The organism is Streptomyces sp. NPDC050448 (assembly GCF_040655295.1).
Taxonomy (GTDB): Bacteria; Actinomycetota; Actinomycetes; order Streptomycetales; family Streptomycetaceae; genus Streptomyces.
In genome coordinates this window covers 96,643-118,622 of sequence record NZ_JBFAJR010000010.1, presented here as the reverse complement: position 1 = coordinate 118,622, position 21,980 = coordinate 96,643, and the positions used below count along the sequence as shown (strand labels likewise).

General features: G+C 70.4%; 21 protein-coding genes and 3 pseudogenes. 16 read left to right on the top strand and 8 right to left on the bottom strand.

The window, feature by feature from the left end:
* Nucleotides 1-39 precede the first annotated feature (39 nt).
* Together AB0I68_RS14885 and AB0I68_RS14880 are read left to right on the top strand one after the other, a co-directional pair.
* Nucleotides 40-1,017 carry a glycosyltransferase family 2 protein gene (locus AB0I68_RS14885; protein ID WP_363177671.1) on the top strand — a complete coding sequence of 326 codons (978 nt, stop codon included), beginning with the start codon at nt 40-42 and terminating at the stop codon, nt 1,015-1,017.
* Nucleotides 1,017-2,378, top strand: coding sequence for a polysialyltransferase family glycosyltransferase (locus AB0I68_RS14880; protein WP_363177670.1), 1,362 nt, complete (start codon nt 1,017-1,019; stop codon nt 2,376-2,378). Before AB0I68_RS14885 ends, AB0I68_RS14880 begins: the two co-directional genes overlap by 1 nt.
* Before the next feature lie 76 nt (nt 2,379-2,454).
* Here AB0I68_RS14880 and AB0I68_RS14875 read toward each other — a convergent pair whose 3' ends face one another.
* Nucleotides 2,455-3,669: a hypothetical protein gene (locus AB0I68_RS14875; RefSeq protein ID WP_363177669.1), complete on the bottom strand. Its 1,215-nt coding sequence runs from the start codon at nt 3,667-3,669 to the stop codon at nt 2,455-2,457.
* A gap of 203 nt (nt 3,670-3,872) precedes the next feature.
* Between AB0I68_RS14875 and AB0I68_RS14870 the strand changes: the two are divergent.
* Nucleotides 3,873-4,055, top strand: a pseudogene (locus AB0I68_RS14870) (leucine efflux protein LeuE); the annotation flags it as partial.
* Between the two features lie 55 nt (nt 4,056-4,110).
* Here AB0I68_RS14870 and AB0I68_RS14865 read toward each other — a convergent pair.
* Nucleotides 4,111-4,260: pseudogene (locus AB0I68_RS14865) on the bottom strand (leucine efflux protein LeuE); the annotation flags it as partial.
* Between the two features lie 58 nt (nt 4,261-4,318).
* Entirely contained in the window at nt 4,319-5,899 is a 1,581-nt protein-coding gene (locus AB0I68_RS14860) for a methylmalonyl-CoA mutase family protein (protein WP_363177668.1), read from the bottom strand.
* A gap of 178 nt (nt 5,900-6,077) precedes the next feature.
* Here AB0I68_RS14860 and AB0I68_RS14855 point away from each other — a divergent pair, with 178 nt between their 5' ends.
* The gene (locus tag AB0I68_RS14855; RefSeq protein ID WP_363177667.1) at nt 6,078-6,956 is read left to right on the top strand and encodes a L,D-transpeptidase family protein; all 879 of its coding nucleotides are present in this window, start codon (nt 6,078-6,080) and stop codon (nt 6,954-6,956) included.
* Nucleotides 6,957-7,222: 266 nt separating this feature from the next.
* Here AB0I68_RS14855 and AB0I68_RS14850 read toward each other — a convergent pair whose 3' ends face one another.
* Complete coding sequence (locus AB0I68_RS14850) at nt 7,223-8,227, bottom strand: hypothetical protein (RefSeq protein WP_363177666.1); 1,005 nt, start codon at nt 8,225-8,227, stop codon at nt 7,223-7,225.
* Nucleotides 8,227-8,970 carry an RNA polymerase sigma factor gene (locus AB0I68_RS14845; RefSeq protein ID WP_363177776.1) on the bottom strand — a complete coding sequence of 248 codons (744 nt, stop codon included), beginning with the start codon at nt 8,968-8,970 and terminating at the stop codon, nt 8,227-8,229. Before AB0I68_RS14845 ends, AB0I68_RS14850 begins: the two co-directional genes overlap by 1 nt.
* Before the next feature lie 426 nt (nt 8,971-9,396).
* On the opposite strand from AB0I68_RS14845, the gene AB0I68_RS14840 reads away from it, so the two are divergent.
* The 7 genes from AB0I68_RS14840 to AB0I68_RS14810 all read left to right on the top strand — a co-directional run bounded on the left by AB0I68_RS14840 (nt 9,397) and on the right by AB0I68_RS14810 (nt 15,249).
* Nucleotides 9,397-9,975, top strand: coding sequence for a 2-oxo-4-hydroxy-4-carboxy-5-ureidoimidazoline decarboxylase (locus AB0I68_RS14840; RefSeq protein ID WP_363177665.1), 579 nt, complete (start codon nt 9,397-9,399; stop codon nt 9,973-9,975).
* A 152-nt stretch (nt 9,976-10,127) separates the two neighbouring features.
* Nucleotides 10,128-10,508 (top strand): succinate dehydrogenase, cytochrome b556 subunit, encoded by a 381-nt coding sequence (gene sdhC, locus AB0I68_RS14835; protein WP_363177663.1) that lies wholly within the window; start codon nt 10,128-10,130, stop codon nt 10,506-10,508.
* Between the two features lie 5 nt (nt 10,509-10,513).
* Nucleotides 10,514-10,996: a succinate dehydrogenase hydrophobic membrane anchor subunit gene (locus AB0I68_RS14830; RefSeq protein WP_266626231.1), complete on the top strand. Its 483-nt coding sequence runs from the start codon at nt 10,514-10,516 to the stop codon at nt 10,994-10,996.
* Nucleotides 10,997-11,019: 23 nt separating this feature from the next.
* On the top strand, nt 11,020-12,774 hold the full coding sequence (gene sdhA, locus AB0I68_RS14825) for a succinate dehydrogenase flavoprotein subunit (protein ID WP_363177661.1): 1,755 nt from the start codon (nt 11,020-11,022) through the stop codon (nt 12,772-12,774).
* A complete protein-coding gene (locus AB0I68_RS14820) occupies nt 12,774-13,532 on the top strand; it encodes a succinate dehydrogenase iron-sulfur subunit (protein WP_054221472.1) in 759 nt (252 codons plus the stop codon). Before sdhA ends, AB0I68_RS14820 begins: the two co-directional genes overlap by 1 nt.
* A gap of 170 nt (nt 13,533-13,702) precedes the next feature.
* Nucleotides 13,703-14,266, top strand: coding sequence for a hypothetical protein (locus AB0I68_RS14815; RefSeq protein WP_363177660.1), 564 nt, complete (start codon nt 13,703-13,705; stop codon nt 14,264-14,266).
* 338 nt (nt 14,267-14,604) lie between these two features.
* Nucleotides 14,605-15,249 (top strand): Uma2 family endonuclease, encoded by a 645-nt coding sequence (locus AB0I68_RS14810; RefSeq protein ID WP_363177658.1) that lies wholly within the window; start codon nt 14,605-14,607, stop codon nt 15,247-15,249.
* 22 nt (nt 15,250-15,271) lie between these two features.
* Here AB0I68_RS14810 and AB0I68_RS14805 read toward each other — a convergent pair whose 3' ends face one another.
* Complete coding sequence (locus tag AB0I68_RS14805; RefSeq protein ID WP_363177657.1) at nt 15,272-15,886, bottom strand: CAP domain-containing protein; 615 nt, start codon at nt 15,884-15,886, stop codon at nt 15,272-15,274.
* Between the two features lie 320 nt (nt 15,887-16,206).
* On the opposite strand from AB0I68_RS14805, the gene AB0I68_RS14800 reads away from it, so the two are divergent.
* On the top strand, nt 16,207-18,129 hold the full coding sequence (locus AB0I68_RS14800) for a bifunctional metallophosphatase/5'-nucleotidase (protein WP_363177774.1): 1,923 nt from the start codon (nt 16,207-16,209) through the stop codon (nt 18,127-18,129).
* A gap of 46 nt (nt 18,130-18,175) precedes the next feature.
* The gene (locus AB0I68_RS14795; protein ID WP_363177656.1) at nt 18,176-18,994 is read left to right on the top strand and encodes a hypothetical protein; all 819 of its coding nucleotides are present in this window, start codon (nt 18,176-18,178) and stop codon (nt 18,992-18,994) included.
* 3 nt (nt 18,995-18,997) lie between these two features.
* Here AB0I68_RS14795 and AB0I68_RS14790 read toward each other — a convergent pair whose 3' ends face one another.
* Together AB0I68_RS14790 and AB0I68_RS14785 are read right to left on the bottom strand one after the other, a co-directional pair.
* Nucleotides 18,998-19,153 (bottom strand): DUF397 domain-containing protein, encoded by a 156-nt coding sequence (locus AB0I68_RS14790; protein ID WP_363177773.1) that lies wholly within the window; start codon nt 19,151-19,153, stop codon nt 18,998-19,000.
* Nucleotides 19,120-19,305: pseudogene (locus AB0I68_RS14785) on the bottom strand (transposase); the annotation flags it as partial. The gene AB0I68_RS14790 and the pseudogene AB0I68_RS14785, both read right to left, overlap by 34 nt.
* A 77-nt stretch (nt 19,306-19,382) precedes the next feature.
* Here AB0I68_RS14785 and AB0I68_RS14780 point away from each other — a divergent pair.
* The 3 genes from AB0I68_RS14780 to AB0I68_RS14770 are packed head-to-tail and all read left to right on the top strand — an operon-like array spanning nt 19,383 to nt 21,902.
* Nucleotides 19,383-20,609 carry a transposase gene (locus AB0I68_RS14780; RefSeq protein ID WP_363177772.1) on the top strand — a complete coding sequence of 409 codons (1,227 nt, stop codon included), beginning with the start codon at nt 19,383-19,385 and terminating at the stop codon, nt 20,607-20,609.
* A gap of 59 nt (nt 20,610-20,668) precedes the next feature.
* A complete protein-coding gene (locus tag AB0I68_RS14775; RefSeq protein WP_363177655.1) occupies nt 20,669-20,878 on the top strand; it encodes a hypothetical protein in 210 nt (69 codons plus the stop codon).
* A 25-nt stretch (nt 20,879-20,903) separates the two neighbouring features.
* Nucleotides 20,904-21,902, top strand: a complete 999-nt coding sequence (locus AB0I68_RS14770) for a protein kinase family protein (RefSeq protein WP_363177654.1) — start codon at nt 20,904-20,906, stop codon at nt 21,900-21,902.
* Nucleotides 21,903-21,980 lie beyond the last annotated feature (78 nt).

The window sequence follows — 21,980 nt, the reverse complement described above, 5'->3', positions numbered from 1 at the left end:
GCCATGGTGAATGCCGGACGGCGCCTTAATGTCTCGCGGGTGCTCAAGCTCTCTGTTGTCGTGCCGTTCTACAACGTGCAGGCATACGCGCCGGATGCCCTGAAAAGCCTCGAACTCAACGCCCGGGACGATTTCGAGTTCCTGCTCGTCGACGACTGTTCGACGGACGGGACGCCCGAACTCCTCGAGCGGGCGGCGCGCGAGCTGCCCGGGGCGGTGCACCTCAGACACGACCGGAACGGCGGTCTGGCCACCGCCCGGAACACCGGCCTGGACGCGGCCCGCGGCGAGTACCTCGCCTTCCTGGACGGCGACGACTGGCTGGCACCCGGCCACCTGGCTCGCACACTGGCCACCATTGAGGCTCTGAGCTGCGATTTCGTCCGCAACGACCATGTCCAGGTGACCGGCCGGACCCGTTCGGTGCAGCGCGTTCCGTACGGTCCGCAGCTGGTCGTCGGCGATCCGCGCGCCGGGATCCTGCCCGCCTCCCGGGCCACCTCGGTCGACTACCCGTACGCCTGGGCCGGCATGTACCACCGGCGGCTGCTGGACCGCGGGTTGCTGCACTTCACGGACGGGCTGCGGACGGCGGAGGACCGGCCGTGGATCTGGCGGCTGCACCGGGAGGCCAGGTCGTTCGCTGCGATCGGGCTGCCCGGGATCTTCTACCGGCGCGGCGTCTCGACCTCGTTGACGCAGATCAAGGACGAGCGTCAGCTCGATTTCATTCGGGCATTCGACCAGGTCCTGGCGGATACGACCGGAGATCCCGATGCCGATCTTCTGCTTCCGAAAGCCGTCCGAACATATTGTGCAATTATCGCGCACCATATCGGGTCCATCGAAAGGTTCGAACCGGCCATGGCCAAGAAACTCCGTTCGATGAGCACGGACGCTCTCGGACGCATGCCGCAGAACGTGCTGGACCAGGCCCTGAACGCGATGGACGCCGGCCGCTCCGGCCTGCTGGGCCGCCTCCGCCGCCGCCCCGCCCGAGCGGGAGCCGCTGCCTGATGGCCACTCAGAGCACCGCGTGCACCCAGATCTTCCTCGCCTCCACGCTCTACGGCACGGCCACGCTCGCCGCCGGCATCGACGCGGGCAGCTTCCCGCCGGCCGGCCGCCGCATCCTGCTCACCAGCAACCACGCCCTCACCGCCGAGGTCTCCCCCGGCCTCGCCGACATGCCGGGCTTCGCCGCGCTGCGCACCCGCTTCGACGAGGTGCTCGACTGGAACGCCGCGATCGCCCCGCAGCACCCCAGCGCCTGGGCCCCGCGCCCCGAGGACGTCCCCCTGTGGGAACGGCAGCTGCGGGCGATCTGGGGACTGGGCGAGGACCGCGTCGAGCTCATCGTGGAGTCGATCCAGGTCCCGCCCGCCCGGACCCTGTGCACGCTCTTCCCCGGCGCCGCCGTCGACGTCTACGCCGACGGGCTGATGAGCTACGGACCCACCCGCTTCCGCCTGGACCCGCAGCTCGGCATGCGCGTGCGCCGCGTCCTCCACCTGGACCTGGTGCCGGGTCTGGAACCGCTGCTGCTCACCGAGTTCGACGTACGGCCGGAGCTGGTCCCGACCCCGGAGTTCCTGAAGGTGCTCGCCGAACTCCCCTCGGGCGGGCCTGAGTTGGACGGGGTCGGCGAGGCTCCGGCGCTGCTGCTGGGCCAGTACCTCTCCGCCCTCGAACTCCTCTCCCCGCAGGAGGAGGAGGACCTGCACGTGGCGATGGTCCGGGGCGCGCACGCCCTCGGCCACCGGGAGCTCGTCTTCAAGCCCCACCCCAGCGCCCCCGCCGAGTACTCCCGCCGCGCCGAGGCCGAGGCCGAGCGGCTCGGCGCCCGCCTCACCGTCGTGGCCACCCCGGTCCTGGCCGAGACCCTCTACCAGCGGCTGCGCCCCGCCCTGGTCGCCGGCTGTTTCTCCACCGGACTGCTGACCGCCGCCACCCTGTACGGGCTGCCGGTCGCGCGCACCGGGACCGAGGCCGTACTGGCCCGCCTCGCCCCGTACCAGAACAGCAACCGGATCCCGCTGACCGTGGTCGACGCCCTGCTCCCCGCCCTCACGGACGCCGGGGCCGTCGCCGGCTGGACCGCGCCCGGCCCCGACCGGGTCCGGGACGGGCTGGCCGGGCTGCTCACGGCCGTCGGGTTCACCATGCAGCCGCAGATCCTGGCTCCGCGCCGCGCGGACGCCGAACGCTATCTGGCCGGGCATCTGGACGACCGCACCTGGCGCTACTTCAAGCGCCGCCGGCTGACCGCGCTCGGGCTGCCGGGCGGCATCCCGGCCCGGCTGGCGTTCCTGCCGCGCAGCCGGGCCGTGCGCCGCGCGGTCCGCCGGATCCGGCGGCTGACCGTGGCGCGCTCTTGATGACGGTGACGTCGTGCTCGCGGCGACCGGCGCCCCGAAGGACGCGGACACCCCGTGGGCAGCTCAGTCGGGCAGCTCAGTCGGGCAGCCGGTCGAGGACCCACTCTCCGATCTCGGCCGTCATGATCGCGTGCGGGTCGTTCTTCCCGGAGAGCATGTAGTCGTCGAGCTCGGACTCGTCCGGGGGCATGCTGTCGATGTGGGCGTACAGGTCCTCCTGCCGGTCCAGGTCGCGGATGGCGACCGCGCTGACGGACGGCACGAAGCACACGGTCCGGTGGACCATGTCGACGGCCTCGCCGAAGGAGGAGAGCGTGTCACCGAGGATGCCGAACGATTCGAGCGTTCCGCCCGGCGCGCCGTCCAGTTCGGGGAAGCCGCGCGTGGTGATCGTGTGCGGCCCGCCCAGGACGCCGTTCAGCACGGCCACCTCCGCCGGGTCCCCCTGCGACTGAGCGAGGAAGTACGTGCCGTCGAAGAGCGGCCCGGAGCAGCTCAGCGTCTTCTCCTCGGCCCCGACGCCGTTGCCCACGCCGTCACCGCGTCCGCTGGACACCCCGAGCAGGCGCGGGATGCGCGGCCACCAGCCGACCTTGCGGAGCTGCTCGTTGAACTCCGTCCGCATCGGGCTCACCTTCGGCGAGCCGTTCACGCCGTCCACGTACCGCCAGAGCATCTGCTGCGCGGCCGGGCTGCCGATCTGCCGCAGGTACGTGTCGTCGACCTCGGCGAGGTAGTGCGCGAACGCCTGCAGCCCGATCGGTACCCACGCCCCCCGGTGCGGGGTGTCGAACGACAGGTAGACGCCGGTCCGGTGGTCCATGCGCTGCATTTCCATCTTCGCCAGCGCGTACCGGGCGACCATGCCGCCCATGCTGAACCCGCCGACGAGCAGCCGGGTGTCGTCCAGCTGCTCGGAGATGGTCCGCATGAGCGCGGCGGTCACCGTCTCGGCGTTGCGCAGGATCGACTCGCTGCGCTCCTTGAACCCGACGAGGATCAGGGTGCGCCCCTGGGCCCGCAGCCGGCTGATGAAGGGGAATCGGCCGTTCTCCAGCCCGTCCCAGAGCCAGTCGAAGTCGGTCGGCCCGAGGTTGAACCCGTCGGCCAGGACGACCGGCCGGACCACGCCCTGCTTGCCCTGCCCGTAGTACACCCGGGCGCTGCCGTGCGGCAGCTGCCACTCCTCGTCGGCCCGGGGCGCCTGCGGGGCCGCCCTCCTGCCCATCGGAGTCACGAGCCCGATCGACCCGGCGGCCTTCCTGGCCTTCACGGCATTGCTGTCGGTCACGGATGTCCCTTTCCACGCTGCTGACAACGGTTCAAGGGACACCCTTTGCGCATGAATCAGCTATGGAACACCCATATGGGAAGTTTCGCCCGGATCCCATGCTCCAAACACACGTCCGGGCTAGCTGACGGCGAGCTTGGCTGCGAAGCCGAGGAAGAGCACGCCCGCCGCCGAGGTGGCCCCGGCCGAGAGCCGCTTGCGGCTTCGGCATCGTCAAACTGTTCGGCGCCGGGTACCTGACCTGGCTCGCCGTCGGGATGATGCGCGGTGCCTGGGCGCTGTGGCGCTCGCGGGCCGAGCGGGCCGAAGCCCCGGCCCAGGCGCCGGCCGAGGCCGGGGCGGAGGGCGGCGAGGGGGAGCGGCCGTACCGGCGGGCGCTGCTGATCAGGGACGCCGTGCTGATGTCGCTCGCCGCCGCCGGGGCGGGGGCGCTGCTCCAGGCCCGGTGAACACCCCGGCGGCGGCCTTGTATCCGGTCCGCACCCCGCGGCGCGCGGCGACGGACAGCACGTACAGCGAGTTCGGCCCCGGCAACAAAATGATCAGTATGAGCCCGACGAGGTAGGTCGGCAGATCGATGACACCCAGCATGGGCAGGAGTGTCCCATAGGGTTGCTCCTGTCGCGGCCGGCGTTTCACATTAGATACGTCACCATGTGGAATCCACCGGCTCGTACGTCCCCCACACCTCCCGGAGGGCGTTGCAGACCTCGCCCACCGTGGCGCGGGCGCGCAGGGCCTCCTTCATCGGGTAGAGGACGTTCGCCGTGCCCGCCGCCGCTTCGCGGAGCGCGGCCAGAGCCGTCGACACCGCCTCGGCGTCACGGCTCGCGCGCAGCGCGGCGAGCGCCTCGCGCTGGCGGTTCTCGATCGCCGGGTCGACGCGGAGCGGCTCGTACCGCTCCTCCTGCTCCAGCGTGAAGCGGTTGACCCCGACCACCACGCGCTCGCCGCCGTCCGTCTCCTGCGCGATGCGGTACGCGTTCCGCTCGATCTCCCCCTTCTGGAAGCCGGCCTCGATCGCGGCCACCGCCCCGCCCAGGTCCTCGACCCGCCGCATCAGCGCGAGTGCCGCCTCCTCGACCTCGTCCGTCATCCGCTCCACCGCGTACGACCCGGCGAAGGGGTCGACGGTGTGCGGCACGTCCGTCTCGTACGCCAGCACCTGCTGCGTCCGCAGCGCCAGCCGCGCCGATTTCTCCGTCGGCAGCGCGATCGCCTCGTCGAAGGAGTTGGTGTGCAGCGACTGCGTGCCGCCCAGCACCGCCCCCAGTGCCTGCACGGCCACCCGTACGAGATTCAGCTCCGGCTGCTGCGCCGTCAGCTGCACCCCGGCCGTCTGGGTGTGGAAGCGCAGCATCAGCGACTTCGGGTCCCGCGCGCCGAACTCCTCCCGCATGACCCGGGCCCAGATCCGCCGGGCGGCCCGGAACTTCGCGACCTCCTCCAGCAGCGCGGTGCGGGCGACGAAGAAGAAGGAGAGGCGCGGCGCGAATGCGTCGACCTCCATCCCGGCGGCCAGCGCCGTCCGTACGTAGGCGATCCCGTCCGCCAGCGTGAAGGCGATCTCCTGCGCGGGCGAGGCCCCGGCCTCGGCCATGTGGTAGCCGGAGATGGAGATGGTGTTCCAGCGGGGGATCTCGGCCTTGCAGTACCGGAAGGTGTCGGCCGTCAGCCGGAGCGAGGGCCCGGGCGGGAAGATGTACGTGCCCCGCGCGATGTACTCCTTGAGCACGTCGTTCTGGACGGTCCCGGTCAGCTGCCCGCCCGCGATCCCGTGCTCCTCGGCGACCAGCTGGTACATGAGGAGCAGCAGCGCCGCCGGGGCGTTGATCGTCATGGACGTGGAGACCCGGTCGAGCGGGATCCCGTCGAACAGCACCCGCATGTCCTCGACCGAGTCGATCGCGACGCCGACCTTGCCGACCTCGCCGTGCGCGAGCGGCGCGTCGGAGTCGTGCCCCATCTGCGTCGGCAGGTCGAAGGCGACCGACAGCCCGGTGCCGCCGCCCTCGATGAGCTGCCGGTACCGGGCGTTGGATTCGGCCGCCGTCCCGAACCCGGCGTACTGCCGCATCGTCCACGGCTTGCCGGTGTACATCGTCGGGTAGACCCCTCGCGTGTACGGATACGCCCCTGGTTCACCCAGTTTGACCTCCGGATCCCACCCCGTCAGGTCGCCCGGCCCGTAGACGGGTTCGATCGGAAATCCGCTCTCGGTACTCGCCATGTGACCAAATCCCTCTGTAGAGCAAACGGCCCCGGGGCTGGTACAACCTCCCGGCGACGGCTCCGGCCGTCCCCTGACGGCCGCTGGTCACAATGGCGCAACATCCCAGGATCGTCTGCAACTGTCCACGCCCGCCAGGCATCACCTAGATACACCACGGAGAAATCGGGGGACCGCAATGCACCGCCAGAGAGTCATAGTCCGCATGCTCGGGGTGGCCACCGCCGTCGCGCTCGCCGCGACCGCCTGCGGGCCCCAGAAGGCGGAGCCGGCCGGCTCCGCCTCCTCGGTTCCTTCCGCGTCCGCGGCGGGTTCCACCCCCGAGAGTTCGCCGTCGACGGACGCCAAGCCCGGCGACGCCTCGCCTTCGCCCTCCGCCTCCGCCTCGGAGTCGGCGTCGCCGTCCGCCTCTCCCTCGCCGACGGTCAAGGCCGTCATGGCGAACGGCGACGAGAGCGAGCAGGTGCGCGAGCTCCAGGCCCGCCTGAAGCAGCTCAAGTACATGACGGTCGCGCCGACCGGTTTCTACGGGTCGAAGACGACCGCCGCGGTCAAGTCCTTCCAGGGGAAGAACGGCCTCACGGCCTCCGGCGCGGTCGACGAGGCCACCTGGAAGAAGATCCAGAGCCTCAGCAAGAAGCCCACCGCCGACGAGCTGCGCCCGCCGACCGTCAACGAGGTCGACGCGCCGGACCCGCGCTGTATGACGGGCCGCGTCATGTGCATCAGCAAGGAGAGCCGCACGCTCGCCTGGATGATCGACGGCAAGATCGTCTCCACCATGGACGTCCGCTTCGGCTCCGAGAACACCCCGACCCGTGAGGGCCAGTTCAAGGTGGAGTGGAAGGCCAAGGACTGGACGTCGACGATCTACCACACGCCGATGCCGTACTCGATGTTCTTCAGCCAGGGCCAGGCGGTGCACTACTCCGCCGACTTCGCGGCCCGCGGATACGCCGGCGCCTCGCACGGCTGCGTGAACGTCCGGGACAAGGGCAAGCTCGCTGCGCTGTTCGACCAGGTGCAGGTCGGCGACAAGGTCGTCGTCTACTGGTGATCCCGGGGATCCCGGTGATCCGGTCTTGGAAGTAGAGGCGCGGGCAGGGCCGGGGGAACGAACCCCGCCCGCGCCGGGTGCGCAGAGCCCAGGGGTACGGGGGGAACCCCGGCTCATGCGCGGCCGATGACCAGTCGGCTCGATATGTACTGCGCCGCAGGTTCGAAAAGTGTTACAGCCCGTTCACGCCGCCGCCCGGAACCCGCTCGAGGCATGTTCGCGGACCACCCGAACAACGGCCGGACGGGCCGCCGCGCGGCAGGCCGTCAGCGCGGCAGGCCGGCGGGCGCGGACACGCCCGGGCTCGCCGGGCTGAACGTCGGGGCCTCGAGTACGTCGCCCCCGTCGTCCGAGGTGCGCGGAACGGTCGGGGTGGCGGTCCTGGTGGGCGCGTCGAGCAGCGCCTCACAGAAGTGCGGGATGAGCGAGAGCCCTTGCGCCAGCTTCGAGAGCCGTTCGCGGCGGTCGGCGGTCATGTGCCCCGACCGGTAGGCCTCGCACAGGTCCACCGCCTTGAGCCGGCTCTGCTTGTCCGTGTCCTTCAGCGAGGTGGTCCCGCCCGCGAACGTGTCCTTGCCGTCCTTCGCGTCCTTGCCGTCCCCGGCGTCGTTGCCGGCGCCGGACGAGGTGCCGGGACCGGTTCCCGTTCCGGTTCCCAGTCCCTGTACCGCACCCGAGTCCGCGCCCGGCGTCTGGCCGGTTCCCGGGCTGGGCGCCGAGCCGTCGGTGCCGCGGAGCGGGGTGGGCCGAAGCTGCGGTCCGAGGGTCGGGCCCGCGGTGTCGCCGGCCGACGTCGGATTCTCGTCGGCGCTGAGGGACACCGCCGGTGCGGGCCCCGCCGTGTCGTGCGTGGCCCGGTCGAGCAGACCGGCCCCGGCGGCGACCGCCAGGCTGCCGACGGCGACGCCCGCCAGCGCGGCGACCAGCCCGAACCGCGCCGGGCGGCCGCGCCGGGGCGTGGCGAGGGGGATGACCGTGCCGAGTTCCACGAGGGGGGCGGCGCCGGCGCCGGGCCGTGCGGACACCCCGGGCGCGGACGCACCGGCCGCGACGGCCCCGCCGCGCGCCGCGCGGAAGGCGGCCACTGCGGCGGCCTCGCCGGGCAGTTCCACCCCGGAGGGCGGCTGCGGCTCGGCCAGCATGTCGAGGGCGGCCCTCAGCCGGGCTTCCGCTTCGCGGGCGCGCCGGTCGGCGCCAGGTGCGGCCGGGCCGCCGCGCAGCACTCGTTCCGCCGCGGCTTTGTCCAGCCACCTGTTGCGCTCGTCGGCCATCACATGTCCTTCTGCGTCCGCCAACGTGAATGCGTCACACCGGTTTGCTCCACGAGGCCACCACCCCGGCCGCGCTGAGCGGGTACGGCGTCGAGATCCCTCCCGCCCCCGCCGTTCCGCGACTGGCCACCGGCATTATCGCCGACCGGCCCCGCCGAGTCCGAGCCAGGATCCAGGTCCGGCCCGAAGCCGCCCTCCGCGCCGATCAGCTCGGCCAGTTTCTTCAGGCCCCGATGGGCTGCGGTGCGTACCGCGCCGGGCCGCTTGCCCAGGGTCTCGGCCGCGCTCTTGGCGTCCAGGCCGACCACGACCCGGAGCACCACCGCCTCGGCCTGGTCCTGCGGAAGCTGTGCGATCAGCGCCATGGCGCGGCCGGTCGACAGGGCCTCCATCGCCTCGCCGGCGGTGTCGCTGTCGGCGGCGCGGCCCGTCAGCTCGGTCTCGTCGCCTCCGATGGCGGGGCGGCGCCCGCGCATGCGGATGTGGTCGAGGGCCCGGTTGCGGCCGATCCGGGCGGCCCAGCCGCGGAAGCGGTCGGCGTCGCCGGTGAAGGAGTCGAGGTCGCGGGCGATCTGCAGCCACGCCTCGGAGGTCACGTCCTCCGCGTCGCCGTCCCCGACGAGCGTGCGTACGTATCCGAGCAGCCGTGGGTGCACGGCGCGGTACACAGCACGGAATCCGCTCTCGTCGCCGCCCTGTGCCGCGAGCACCGCGGCGGTCAGCTCCGCGTCGTCCCCCAGCAAAGTCCCCAACCCGTTCACTGTCCTGTACCTGTGGCGCAAATCAGCACGTTACGGCCTTCAAGTACCTTCGTCCACGAGTTGTACGGGGAGCAACCAATCGTGCGCGAAGCGGGGTGTGACACAAAACGCACTCGCGGCGCTGACAAAAGTACGGGCTTGTCGCACGAGCCCGTACGGACGACGACCGGGGCCTCTCCTGTGGGGGGTGGCGGCCTCGGTCGTCTTCCTCCTCTTCCTCCGCCGTCGCCCTTCCCGGCGCACCGCGAGTCATCACGTCATCCTTTCGGCTCACTTCCGGGTGAAAACCTCGGATGGGTACGACACACCCGCCTCGGCGTCGCTAGCGTGGCGATGCACCCGCGCCACGCCCCGAGGAGCCCTCCGCTGTCCAGCCATCTTCCGGCACAGGCCCATGGGGGTACCTCCATGGGAGCACCTCCCGGACAGAGTCCGGGGGAGAAGTCCGGGAGATGCCCCGACGCTCCTCACGGCTCCGGACTGACGCGGTTCAACTCCCTCTCCCCCGAAGCCGCCGAGGCCGTCCTGCTGCACTGCTGCGGCAGCCGGCGCTGGGCGCAGCGGGTGGCCGCCCACCGCCCCTACCCGGATCCGGGTGTCCTGCTGGCCGCCGCCGACGAGGCCTCGTACGACCTCTCCCAGGCGGACCTGAGCGAGGCGCTGGCCTCGGAGTTCCCGGTGGAGCTGGACCACGGGGCCTCGTACGCCGCGCTCCTGGCGCTCGACGCCGCCCATGCCGAGTACGAGCGCAAGTTCGGCCACGCGTTCGTGGTGTGCCTGGACGGGCATCCGCCGGAGGAGCAGGCGGACCAGCTGCTGGCCGCGATCCGGCGCCGGATGGAGCTGGAGGCCGACGAGGAGCGGTCGATCTCGGCGGACGAGCTGCGCCGCCTCGCCCAGGTGCGGCTCGCCGACCTGACGCACTGGCTGACCTCGCCGGACGGGGTGTCTGCCGCGGATTCCGGGCTATTTGCCCCTGTGGGATAGTCCGTCCGTGCCTGTTTGATCACACAGCTGGACCCGGCGCGAGGGAACCGACAAAGCGTGGCTACGATGTCCGGGGCCGGAGGACCGTACCCGGCCGGGCCCGACCGACAAAGAAGCCGGCTGGCCCCCGCCCCGCTTCCGGAGGGTTTTCCGTGCCGGCTGGAACGTTGTACCGCGGCCGGGAAGGAATGTGGTCCTGGGTGGCTCATCGAGTCACCGGCGTCCTCATCTTCTTCTTCCTGTTCGTACACGTCCTCGACACCGCTCTCGTCCGCGTCTCCCCCGAGGCGTACGACGATGTCGTGGCTACCTACAAGACTCCGATCGTCGCGCTGATGGAGTACGGCCTCGTGGCCGCCATCCTCTTCCACGCGCTGAACGGTCTCCGTGTGATCGCCGTGGACTTCTGGTCCAAGGGCCCCCGTCTCCAGAAGCAGATGCTCTGGGCCGTGGGGATCGTCTGGCTCGTCCTGATGGCGGGGGCCCTGCGCCCCGTCCTCGGCCACGCAGCTGCTGAACTGTTCGGGAAGTGACACGTATGTCTTCTGACACTTCTTCCGCCCAGGCCATCGGCGACGTGGAGGGCGTGAGCCTCTACGACGTCGACAACCCGGCGCCGTACATCGAGGCCCCGCGCAAGCGAACGGGCAAGACGCCGCGCTCGACCCGCGGCAACTTCGAGATGGCCGCGTGGCTCTTCATGCGCCTCTCGGGCATCGTCCTCGTCGTCCTGGTCATCGGCCACCTCGTCATCCAGCTGGTGCTGGACGGCGGCGTGTCCAAGGTCGGCTTCGCCTTCGTGGCCGGCCGCTGGGCGTCCCCGTTCTGGCAGGTCTGGGACCTGCTGATGCTGTGGCTCGCCATGCTGCACGGCGCCAACGGTCTGCGTACCGTCATCAACGACTACGCGGAGCGCGCCAACACGCGGCTGTGGCTGAAGGGCCTGCTCTACACCGCCACCGTGTTCACCATCCTTCTGGGCACGCTGGTGATCTTCACCTTCGACCCGAACATCCGCTAGGCAACGGGGCTGAGGCGAATCCAATGAAGATCCACAAGTACGACACCGTCATCGTCGGCGCAGGTGGCGCCGGCATGCGCGCCGCCATCGAGTCGACGAAGCGCAGCCGCACCGCGGTGCTGACGAAGCTCTACCCCACCCGCTCCCACACGGGCGCCGCGCAGGGCGGCATGGCCGCCGCGCTGGCGAACGTGGAGGAGGACAACTGGGAGTGGCACACCTTCGACACGGTCAAGGGCGGTGACTACCTGGTCGACCAGGACGCCGCCGAGATCCTGGCGAAGGAGGCCATCGACGCGGTCCTCGACCTGGAGAAGATGGGCCTGCCGTTCAACCGCACCCCGGACGGCACCATCGACCAGCGCCGCTTCGGCGGCCACTCGCGCAACCACGGCGAGGCCCCGGTCCGCCGGTCCTGCTACGCCGCGGACCGCACCGGCCACATGATCCTCCAGACGCTGTACCAGAACTGCGTCAAGGAGGGCGTGGAGTTCTTCAACGAGTTCTACGTCCTGGACCAGCTGCTGGTCGAGGAGGACGGCGTCAAGAAGTCGGCCGGTGTGGTCGCGTACGAGCTCGCCACCGGCGAGATCCACGTGTTCCAGGCCAAGGCCGTCATCTACGCCTCCGGCGGCACCGGCAAGTTCTTCAAGGTGACCTCCAACGCGCACACCCTCACGGGTGACGGCCAGGCGGCCTGCTACCGCCGCGGCCTGCCGCTCGAGGACATGGAGTTCTTCCAGTTCCACCCGACGGGCATCTGGCGCATGGGCATCCTGCTGACGGAGGGCGCCCGCGGTGAGGGCGGCATCCTCCGCAACAAGGACGGCGAGCGCTTCATGGAGAAGTACGCGCCGGTCATGAAGGACCTCGCGTCCCGTGACGTCGTCTCGCGCTCCATCTACACCGAGATCCGCGAGGGCCGCGGCTGCGGTCCGGCCGGTGACCACGTGTACCTGGACCTGACGCACCTGCCGCCGGAGCAGCTCGACGCGAAGCTCCCGGACATCACCGAGTTCGCGCGTACGTACCTGGGCATCGAGCCGTACACGGACCCGATCCCGATCCAGCCCACCGCGCACTACGCCATGGGCGGCATCCCGACGAACGTCGAGGGTGAGGTCCTGGCGGACAACACCACCGTCGTCCCGGGCCTGTACGCGGCCGGCGAGGTCGCCTGTGTCTCCGTGCACGGCGCCAACCGCCTCGGCACCAACTCGCTGCTGGACATCAACGTCTTCGGCAAGCGCTCCGGTATCGCCGCGGCGAAGTACTCGCAGGAGAACGACTACGTCGAGCTCCCCGAGAACCCGGCGCAGCAGGTCGTCGACGTCGTCGAGCGCCTGCGCAACTCCACGGGCAAGGAGCGGGTCGCCGACCTGCGCCTGGAGCTCCAGGAGACGATGGACGCCTGCGTGATGGTGTTCCGTACGGAGCAGACCATCAAGACCGCGGTCGAGAAGATCGCGGAGCTGCGCGAGCGCTACAAGAACGTGTCCGTCCAGGACAAGGGCAAGCGCTTCAACACGGACCTGCTGGAGGCCATCGAGCTGGGCAACCTGCTCGACCTGGCCGAGGTCATGGCTGTGTCCGCGCTGGCGCGCAAGGAGTCCCGCGGCGGTCACTACCGCGAGGACTACCCGAACCGCGACGACGTCAACTTCATGCGCCACACCATGGCGTACCGCGAGGTCGGAGCCGACGGCTCGGACTCGGTCCGGCTCGACTACAAGCCGGTCGTGACGACCCGCTACCAGCCGATGGAGCGTAAGTACTGATGGCTACCCCCACCCTCGACAAGATGGAAGAGGCGGCCGCGGCCTCCCCGTACATCACGGTCACGTTCCGGATCCGCCGCTACAACCCCGAGATCTCGGACGAGGCGCAGTGGCAGGACTTCCAGATCGAGATCGACCCGAAGGAGCGCGTGCTCGACGGTCTCCACAAGATCAAGTGGGAACTCGACGGCACGCTGACCTTCCGCCGGTCGTGCGCGCACGGCATCTGCGGCTCCGACGCGATGCGGATCAACGGCAAGAACAGGCTCGCCTGCAAGACGCTGATCAAGGACATCAACCCGGAGAAGCCGATCACCGTCGAGGCCATCAAGGGCCTCACGGTGATGAAGGACCTCGTCGTCGACATGGAGCCCTTCTTCCAGGCGTACCGCGACGTCATGCCGTTCCTGGTCACCAAGGGCAACGAGCCGACGCGTGAGCGTCTGCAGTCCGCCGAGGACCGCGAGCGCTTCGACGACACCACCAAGTGCATCCTGTGCGCCGCGTGCACGTCCTCGTGCCCGGTGTTCTGGAACGACGGCCAGTACTTCGGCCCGGCGGCGATCGTCAACGCCCACCGCTTCATCTTCGACTCGCGCGACGAGGCCGGCGAGCAGCGGCTGGAGATCCTGAACGACAAGGACGGCGTGTGGCGCTGCCGCACGACCTTCAACTGCACCGACGCCTGCCCCCGCGGCATCGAGGTCACGAAGGCGATCCAGGAAGTCAAGCGCGCACTGATCACGCGCCGCTTCTGACCCTGCGGTCCGCGCTCGTACGAGGGCCCCGCCCCGGTGTTCCACACCGGGGCGGGGCCCTCGCCGCGTCGTCACCCCGTCCACGTCGTCATCGACGACTTCGACGAGGAGCTCACCCGCGCTCGAGGAGGGGGGTACGGCCCGGGGGCGGCTGTGGAAAGATCGCGTGCATGAGCGAGCAGCAGCCGAATCCGTACGCGAGTGACAACGGGGCCCCGGGGAACGCCGGTTACGGCTATCCGCAGCCCTATCCGACAGCCCCCGGGAACGCCGGCTACGGCTACCCGCAGGCCACTCCGCCCGCCCCGGGATACCAGCCGACCTTCGGCGGTGCGGGCATCCCGGCCCAGGCGCAGCCCATGGCCTACCCGGTCGCCCCGCAGGGCGTCGGCGGGTCCGGCCTGGCCCTCGGCGACATCACCATCGCCGGGGACCAGATCATCACCCCTTCGGGCCCGATGCCGCTCAAGGGCGCGATGTGGAACGCCACCGACTTCTCCCGCACCGAGACGAAGATCCCGACGCACGCGGTCGTGCTCGCGATCGTCTTCTTCCTGTTCTGCCTGCTCGGCCTGCTCTTCCTCCTCATGAAGGAGAAGACCACCACCGGCTACATCCAGGTCACCGTCACCAGCGGCGGCCGCCACCACTCCACGATGATCCCGGCGGTCGACGCCGGCACCTTCCCGTGGGTGATGAACCAGCTCAACTACGCCCGCTCCCTCAGCATCTGACGGGTGATCGTCGGGTCGGTGATGCCGGCGTCGTCCGCCAGCATCATCGCCTTGCCGAGGATCAGCGCGAGCGTCCGGCCCCCCTCGAAGGGCAGGTAGCCGGTCTCCGTCCCCGCGGCCGAGCGCCCCGCCGAGGCGATGCACAGGTACTGGTCGCCCAGCGGACCGGGCGGCGGAGGCGGTCACCCGGCCCCGGCCCGTCGGCGGACGAGGGGCCCACTGCTCCGCCGCCCTCGCCGCCCTCGCCGCATTCGATCCGGTGAACCGTCCGGATACCGCACGAACCGGCCCGGCCGTCCTACGATGATGCTCTCGACCCAGCCCACGGGAGGCCCGAGATGTCCGCAGCACCCGTCGAGCCGCCGCAACACTCACGCGAGGTACCGGCGACGACGCTGCTCGAGGCGGCCAACAAGTTCACGGAACTGAACCCTGGCTATCGCGCCGAGATCATCGGAGGCATCCTCACCGTGACCCCGCCACCGGATGGAGCACACGGGCTGGTGCTGACCGAGCTCATGATTCCCTTTCTCACGGCCGGACTGCAGGGACCCGAGTCCAAGATCATTCAGGGCCTCGGTCTGTGGCTTCCCGGCGGCGCCGAGGACTTCGCGGTCCCTGACCTCGCCGTCGTCGACGCCGACTTTCAGGAACACCTGATCGAGAACAACTGCTACGACCCCATCTCGTTTCGGCTTGTCCTCGAAGTCACATCCAGCAACTACAACAACGACCTGCGCCTCAAGGTCGGCGCGTACGCGCAGGCCATGGTCCCGGTCTACGTGATCGTGAACCGCAAGCACCAGCGGGTGCACGTCCTCACCGAGCCCGCCGGAGGCGAGTACGGCAGCCACCGCGTGTACTCCCCCGGCGAGCTGGCCACCCTGCCCGACACCCTCGGCGCCAAGGTCACGCTCGACGTGGGGGAGCTGCTGGCCGCCGGCCGTCCCCAGCCGAAGAAGCCCGCACCGCAGGAGCAGTAGCCGTGAAGGGTGCGGCCGCCGCTCACTGCTGGCAGCGGCCGAACGTCACGACGTAGGTTCCGGCCTGGCTCGCTCCGGCTCCGGCCGGGTCCGCCGCGCCCGGCTGTGCCCAGGCGCCGATCTCCTTCAGTGACGGGTCCAGGACGATCTGGCGGTGGCCCCACGTGCTGACGTTCACCCACCAGTTGACGGCGGCCTTCGGGGTCCCGCTGCCGCTGCCCCAGCCGTTGTACGTGATCTCGGCGACGGCCCACGACCTGGGATTCGGGCAGTATCCCGCGGCCTTGATCCGGCTCTGCGGTGTAGAGCCGGTCTGCGGATTCGTGTGCGAGTCCTTGCCCGGTCCCCACCACTTCAGCTGCACGGCGGCGGCGGAGTGCTGCTGCGCCGCCGTCGTCAGGGCCTGGTTCACGGTGAGGGCGGGCAGCCCCCGCTGCGTGCGCTCGGCGTTGATGAGGCAGATCACCGCGTTCCGCGCGGCGCTGTCGTTGCTGCTGCTCGGGGCCCGGGTGGCGGCAGCGGCGTCGCACGCGACGGCCGTCGCCGGTGCTGCCGAGACCGGTACGAGTGCGGCCGACAGGACTCCGGCCACGGCAAGGCTCAGTGCGGTTCTGGTGAGCGAAACGTGCCTGCTCAAGGAGGTCCACCTCCTGCGAACACGATCCAGTGGTTTCCGGCGGCGGAGACGCCCACGGGGCGGCCCGCGCGCCACGTGGCGGCGCACAGGGCGCGGCCCACCGCTACGGCTTCTCCTCCAGGCTGCCACCCGACCCGCCGCCCCGCCATCCGGGCCCCCGGGCCGGCGTGCCGGCGTGCCGGCGTGCCCCCGGGCATACGGCACGGCATGTCGACACCGGCCCCGCACCGCGGGACCATTCCCCCGTGACGAGGCTCGCCAAGACCACGTATCCGGACCGGAGTTCACTTCACCTCGGGCGGCGCACGTTCCTCACCGCCATGGGAACCGCCGCAGCCACCTTCGCCACCGGCATCCCCGCCCACGCCACCGACCACGCGCGGGGCGCCGCCTCCGCCGTCGAGTACGTCGACGTACAGCTCCTCAACATCACCGACCTGCACGGCTACCTCCAGGCCGCCCCCGGCAGCAACGCCACCATCACCGGCAACGGCGGCCGGACCTACACCGTCGGCGGCGTCGCCTACATGGCCGCCCACCTCGCGGCCCTCCGCGCCGGCCGGCTCAACTCGCTGTTCTTCACCCCCGGAGACGCCTTCTCCGGCTGGGAGTTCGACACCGCCGCCTTCGCCGACGAACCCACCATCGAGGCCCTGAACCGCATGGGCCTCGACTTCGCGACCGCCGGGAACCACGAGTTCGACAAGTCCCCCGCCGTGCTGCAACGGCACATGGAGCAGGGCGTCCCGTTCCCCGTCGAGGGCCGCGACGCCACCTTCACCGACTCCTCCGGCGCCCGCTTCCACGGCTCCGGCTTCCGCTACCACAGCGCCAACGTCGTCTGGGGCGCCGACCAGCGCACCGTCCTTCCCGCGTACAACATCGAGAAGGTCCGCACCGCGGCCGGACAGGAACTGCAGATCGGCTTCATCCACCTCACCGCCCTCGGCACCGAGCTCTTCCCCGGCTCCTACCAGCCCGGCCTCGCCACCCTCGACGAGGTCGCCACCGCCGACCGGTACGCGGCCCTGCTCAAGGCCCAGGGCGTCAATGCGATCGTCCTCAGCTTGCACGACGGGGCGGTCGCGGGCGCCGATTTCAACAGCGGCACCGACCCCTCCGGCCCGGCCCTCGACCTGGCGCTGCAGGTCTCCCCCGACATCGACGCCATCGTCACCGGCCACTGGCACACCCGGTTCAACATGATGGTCCCGGACCCCGACGGGGTCCCGCGCCCCTTCGTCGAGGCCGGCTGCTACGGCCAGCTCATCAACGAGATCAACCTCCGCCTCGACCCCGTCACCGGCAAGGTGGTCCGCGAGCTCACCGTCTCCACCAACCACCCCAACACCCGCGACGTCACCCCCGACCCGGCCCTCAAGGAGGTCGTCGACTACTGGGCGGGCCAGGCCGCGGCGCGCGACGCGAGCCGGATCGGCAAGCAGACGGGCTCGTTCCTGCGGACCCGCAACACCGCGGGCGAGAGCACCATGGGCGACCTGGTCGCCGACTGGGCGCTGTGGGCGGGCCGCAGGCCCACCGACCCGGAGAACGACGCCAACGTCCACCCCAACGTCCCGGCCCAGCTCGCCCTGGTCGCCGCGGCCCCCCGGGTCGGTCAGGCGATCATCGCCGGCGACCTGGTACGCGACGCGGCCTCGGGCGGCGCCGTCACCTTCGGCCGCGCCTGGAAGGCCGTCGGCTTCGGCGACCCGATCGTCAGCGCGACGGTGACCGGGCAGCAGATCCACGACGCCCTGGAGCAACAGTGGACGATCGCGGCGAGCGGGGAGCTGCTCTTCGCACCGTTGGCCGTCTCCAAGAACGTCCGCTACAGCTTCAACACCCTCGGCAAGGTGGGTGACCGTGTCAGCCCGGCGGACGTGTTCATCGACGGCGCCGCACTCAGCCTCACCGCCACCTACCGCCTCGCGTCCCCCTCGTACACCTTCCTGGCGAACGACGGCTACGGGGCGCTCACCGGATTCCAGGCCCCGTACCGCCACCAGCGCGACTTCGAGAGCTTCGTCGCCTACATCCGCGAGACCCAGACCCTGACCCCGGCCCCCCTGAACCGCGTGACGGCCGCGAACACGACCCGCCGGGGCGCGAACGTCGGCATCGTCCTGGAAGCCGCCCCCCTCCTCCTACCGGACGGCACCCCGGCGCCCCGCGCCGAGGCGGCCATCGTCTCGGCGGACCGCCCCCGTACCGATCGCGACGGTTTCAGGCCACCTTGCTGACGCAACCGTCCTCCCCCTCCTCCGGCCTTTTGAAATGCTGGCCGACATGGACGAGGGGGAATCGGTCGGGCAGACCCGCCGTGCTCACGGCGTACGACGTCACATCGTTGCGGCGGTCTTGACGTGCTCGGCGGTCGGGGCGGCGGCAGTGCACGTCATCAAGCCCGACCTGAAGATCGACGGCATCACCGTGGTGCTGCTGGCGGTCGCCGCGGTGCCGTGGCTGGGCGACCTGTTCGACAGCATCGAGCTGCCGGGCGGGGCGAAGTTCCAGTACGCGCAGCTCGTGCACCGCATCGAGGCGAGTGAGGAACGCACCGTGCGCATCGGACGGGCCGTCGACGGCGCGTCACGCACCGCCCGAGTCGCGCTCGTTGCGGCGGGCGGCTCGGACACCGAGGAGCCGACGGCATCGGCGGCCGCCGATGCCGTCGAGCGGCTGGCCGCCGAGTACGTCCGGGTCCGCGAAACCCAGGGGCGGGGATCCGCTCGCACCCACCGGATGGAACGGATCTTCACGGATCTGCTGGCGGTCACACCTCACGTGGCCGACTTCGACATCGACGCCGCGCTCGCCGCAGAGGACCCGGGAATCCGGCTGGCAGCGTACGCGCGGCTCTACGCCGTACCCGACGGGACCAAGGTGAGTGCGCTGGTCGCCACAGTGGTCGATGAGCAGCTCAACTTCAGCCAATTCTGGGGCCTCCAGGCGATCGACGCGCTGGTCGATGCGCAGGGGGTGGATCAGACGCCCCTGGGAGTCGTCCGGCAGCTGAGGGCCCTCCTCCGGGAACTCCCGCCCACGACCGACCGCGCCGGGGTGGTCCAGAGCATCCTGGCCCGGTTCGCCGTCGACTCCGCGTGAGGACTACGACCGGGCGTACGCGGTGAAGGCGGCCCAGGCGGTGGGGGCGACGGTGAAGGCGGGGCGGGTGACGTCCTTGGAGTCCCGCACATGAACGGCCGAGGCGCAGGCCGCCACCTCGACACAAACTGTTTCAGCTCGGCCTCGAAGTCGGCGCAGACCTCGCGCATGATCTCTTCGGTGCGGGTCAGTATGGCGTCGGTGAACGCCTTCCGCCTGTACTTGGTGACGAAAACCAAGTGAACGTGCAGGTTGTAGACAACATGGCGACCGGTTCTGACATCGGGATTAGTGGTCCAGCGCGGTGACATAAACCAATGCTAGGTTCTTGATTGTGAGTCAAGATACCCTGGCCAAGCGGCAGTTCGGGCATCGCGCCCGGCTTGCGCTGGTCTTTGCCGAGGTTCGCAAGACGGATGGCCAGGCTCACGCTGCCCGCACCATGTGGAATCTTCTGCACGCGTGGTGGCGGATGATGCCGAAGGAGAAGCGAACGCTCGCGAACGCGGATGCCGCGATCCGCCAGGCCCGCGAGGACATCGGCTTCCTCGCTGTCCTTCCCGCGCAGGCCGCGCAAGCGGTGTTGAAGACGTACTTCCAGGCGTGGAAGAACTGCTGGGACGGTCGTGCCGACGCCCCGAACTTCAAGGGCCGGTTCCGCACGGTGATGTCCGTGGACATCCCGCAGGGCCGGGACCTGAATATCACCCGCGTGCACCGCCGCTGGGGCATGGCCAACATTCCCAAGGTGGGTCGGGTCCGGTTCCGGTGGACCAAGGACCTGCCCGTGGGCAAGCATGCCAACGCGGACAACCGGATCACCGGGGCGCGGCTGATCAAGGACGCGCTCGGCTGGCACATCGCCTTCCGTGTCCAGACCCTGGAGGTCAAGCCCGAGCCCCACCGGGGGCCGGAGGTCGGCATCGACGTGGGCGTCACCGTGCCCATCGCTCTCTCGGACGGTGAGAGGTACGAGCACGGCGAGTGGCTGACCGGCAAGGAGAAGGCGAAGCTCCTGCACTTGGAGCAGCGTGCCGCGCGGCGTAAGCAGTACCGCAAGCCCGGCGAGCGCGCCAGCCGCCGACTGCACCACACCTACGACCAGATCGCAGGACTCCGCGCGAAAGCCAAGCGCAGGGCCCTGGACTGGCAGCACCAGACGACCACCGCCATCGCCCGCACATACGGCACAGTCGTGGTCGAAGCACTCACCATCACGAACATGGTCAAATCCGCCAGGGGAACCATCGAAGAGCCGGGAAGGAACGTTGCCCAGAAATCTGGGCTGAACCGCTCCATCAGCGGGGAGGCGTGGGGCCGCACAGTCACCATGCTGGCGTACAAGACCGCCCGGCACGGCGGCACCCTGCACAAGGTCCCCGCCCCCAACATTTCCCGGCGCTGCTCCGCGTGCGGCTTCATCACGCCCGGGAGCCGGGAGTCCCAGGCCGTGTTCGTGCGCAAGAACCCGGACTGCGGCTGGTCGGGCAACGCCGACTGGAACGCGGCCCGGAACGTGTTGCATCTGTACCGGATGGGCCACGCGCTCATCCCGGCTGCCGGGAGGGCAGTCGTCAGGCGCGCGAAGCGCGTCAAGTCCGCTACCGCAAGGTAAGCAGGAATCTCCCGGCTTCAGCCGGGAGAGCACTTCAAGAGCTCACCGGCTACCGGTGGATGTACTTCCTGCTCCCGCCCGGCACCGCCCGGGCCCGGACCTGGCCCTCGTACGCGCAGCGGTACACCTCCCGCACCCGGACCGCCGCCGCCTACGTCGGCGTACCCGCCCTGTACGGGACCACCTGGCCCCTCGCCTGGCGGTCGGTGCCGACGCGCGAGGCTCCCTACGTGGATCCGGACCTGCTGGAAAAGGTGACCGGGGTGTGACGGGCCCGCCAGTAGCGTCATGCGGATGCATCGAGAGCGACTCACGGCGTACAGCGCCGTCTCCACCCGCCTGTCCCTGCTGAGCGACCACCGGCTCCGCGCGATGACGGCCGCCGCGACTCCCCTCGGGTCCGGTATCGGCGGCCGGACCGCCGAGTTGGACCTCGACGGGACGCGGGTCTTCGTCAAGCGCGTGCCGCTGACCGACATCGAGCTGCTGCCGCGCAACGCACGGTCCACCGCGAACGTCTTCGGGCTGCCGCTGCACTACCAGTACGGGGTCGGCTCGGCCGGGTTCGGGGCCTGGCGGGAGCTGGCCGTGCACGCCATGACCACCGGCTGGGTGCTCGAGGGCGCGTACGAGGGCTTTCCGCTGATGTACCACTGGCGGGTGCTGCCCGACTCCCCGCCCGGGGGCGACGGCATCGACGCGGCGGTCGCCCGGTGGGAGGGTTCGGACGCCGTGCGCCGGCGGCTGGAGGCCATCGGGCGGGCCTCGTACAGCCTGGTGCTCTTCCTGGAGTTCGCGCCGCACCGGCTCGGCGACTGGCTGGCCGAGCACCCCCGTTACGCCTGGGCGGAAGACGCCCTGCTGCGCGGGGCGGAGTTCATGCGCTCCCGCGGGCTCGTGCACTTCGACGCCCACTTCCACAACGTGCTGACCGACGGCGAGCTCGTCCACTTCGCCGACTTCGGGCTCGCGCTCAGCAGCCGCTTCGAGCTGGCGCCCGACGAGGCCCGGTTCCTGTCGGAACACCTGGGCTACGACCGCGCGTACACCGCGAGCCATCTCCTGCGCTACCACCTGCCCGGCGGCGACGAGCGCGACGACCTGGAGCACGAGGCCTTCCTGCGGGAGTGGATCGCGGGGCGCGGGCGCGGCGGGGTGCCGGCCGAAGCGGCCGCGCTGCTCGACCGGCACGCGGCGACGGGGCTCGTGATGACGGGCTTCCACCGGCGGCTGGTCACGGAGAGCAAGCGGACGCCGTTCCCGGCGGCGGAGGTCGAGGAGGCCTCCCGGTAGCGGCCCGCAAGAAAGCTTGAACCTGTTCAAAAAGAGGTCTACAGTCAGTCCTGCCAACAAGTTGAACACGTTCAAGGG